The organism is Campylobacter estrildidarum (assembly GCF_005406205.1).
In the GTDB taxonomy this organism is placed as follows: domain Bacteria; phylum Campylobacterota; class Campylobacteria; order Campylobacterales; family Campylobacteraceae; genus Campylobacter_D; species Campylobacter_D estrildidarum.
In genome coordinates, this window is the sequence record NZ_NXLZ01000033.1 from 1 (window position 1) to 1,710 (window position 1,710).

Sequence of the window (1,710 nt, forward strand, 5' to 3'; positions counted from 1 at the left end):
CCCCATTTTTCCATAGCTAAAATGCCCGTAAACAAGTATAAACAAGAGTAATATTAAACAAGGGAAAAAATCAAAAAATCTTAAACTTTTCTTAAGTAGCAAAAAATAGACTAAAAATATATAGTTTTTCTTGAAAATTTAAGCTAAAAATACTATCATTTTAATATTAGGGCGAGGTTACTCTACGTAGCTACAAAGCTAAACGCATTTTTGCTACTCCGAGAACTCGTTAGGGAGACCCTAAAACCCCTTGACACTCTTAAAAAGTTTTTAAGTTGTTTTTAAGAGTTATGCTTATCTTCCCTTTAAGGTTTAGATAAGCATTAGGGCGGTGGGCTTTGTCCGTCTTCCGTGCTACGCACTCAGACAGCCCCCGCACCCCCCTTTTCGCAAATCATAGCACCTTAACAGGTGCGATTTGCTACAGGCTGATTAGAAGAGTGTTTGGTTTTCTCTGGTTTTAGCTTTATCTTCCGAAATCATAACCCCTTGTATTTGGCTTTTTTTGCTCTTTTTTAAAACTTTTAAGCTTATCTTGAAAGCTTTTTTCTCTTTCTTGTTTTATTTCTTGCATTTCACTTTGTGCCTGTTCGATGATTTGATTTAAAAGATTTGTATCGTTTAAATTGTCAAAATTGGCTTTTAAATCGTTTTTATTTTCTTTTTGATACAAATCATCGTTTTTTTGCTCTTTTTGATTTAAATAGCGTTCTAGCTCGTTTAAAGGGGTAGTATAGTTTAAGCCCTGAAAATTAAGCATTTTACCTAGATTATTTATAAAATTATCCCTTTTTTCAATGTCTTGCTTTAGTTCTAGGTTCTCTTTTTTCAATCGCTCGTTTTCTTGTTGAAGTCCTTTAAAATTAGCATCTCTCAAGGCACGATAAGAAATATTTTGCTTAATCTCATCAACTACAAATTCGCTTTTGCCTTGTTGGATTTCAGCTTCGACTAGCATACCAAGGCTTCCATCTTCACTTCTAGCTTTACCGATGATTTCTTTCATTGTTCGATTTTCTTTTTCGATTTGCAAATGCTGGTCTAAGATATCGTTTAAAAGTTTTGATAATTCTTGCTCGTTAATGGCTTCAAAGTTCTTTTTTAAGTTAGATAAATCCCTAAAAAACTCTTTATTTAAGCCCTTTCCTACTTGTGATTTTCTAAAATTTTCAATCGCTTCTTTATACTGGTTTTTAGTTAAAAGCTCTTGTTTCTTAGTCTTTTTCTCGGCTTCTTTCATTTGTGCGTATTTGCGTGGCTCTACGCGTTGTCTTTTGCTTATGCGTTTATCCTCGCCTCTTTCCATTCCTAAGATTTCAGCGACTTCAGTTTGCATTTCTCTTAGTTTAGTCTTATTTAATTCCCTTTGCCTGTTCTTACCTGTTTGCTTATCAAGCGTGATAAACTCTAAATGTGCGTGATGGTTGATAATTTTTTCACCATCATCGCTTATATGCCCCTCGTCCCTGTGTATAGCGATTTGATAACATTGAAAGCCGTATTTTTCTTGAAAGTGATTAGCTAAATTTTCTAAATCATTCAATGATGTATCGGGCTTTATATTGACAACCGCACTCCATTCATAGCTTTTTGCTTGTAGCTTTTGTCCTGTTCTTTTGGTGTAATTTTCAATCGCTTCTTTAATGATTTTATTTTTTAAAATCAAAGCTTCTCGGTGATTACGATTACATTCAACCGCCCCACCGATTA

Annotated in this window: 1 protein-coding gene; it reads right to left on the minus strand. The window is 34.0% G+C overall.

The genetic code is table 11. From position 1 onward, the window contains the following. Window positions 1–466 precede the first annotated feature (466 nt). Window positions 467–1,710: hypothetical protein (locus CQA69_RS09230; RefSeq protein ID WP_246023142.1), on the minus strand; the 1,244-nt coding region annotated here is incomplete at its 5' end.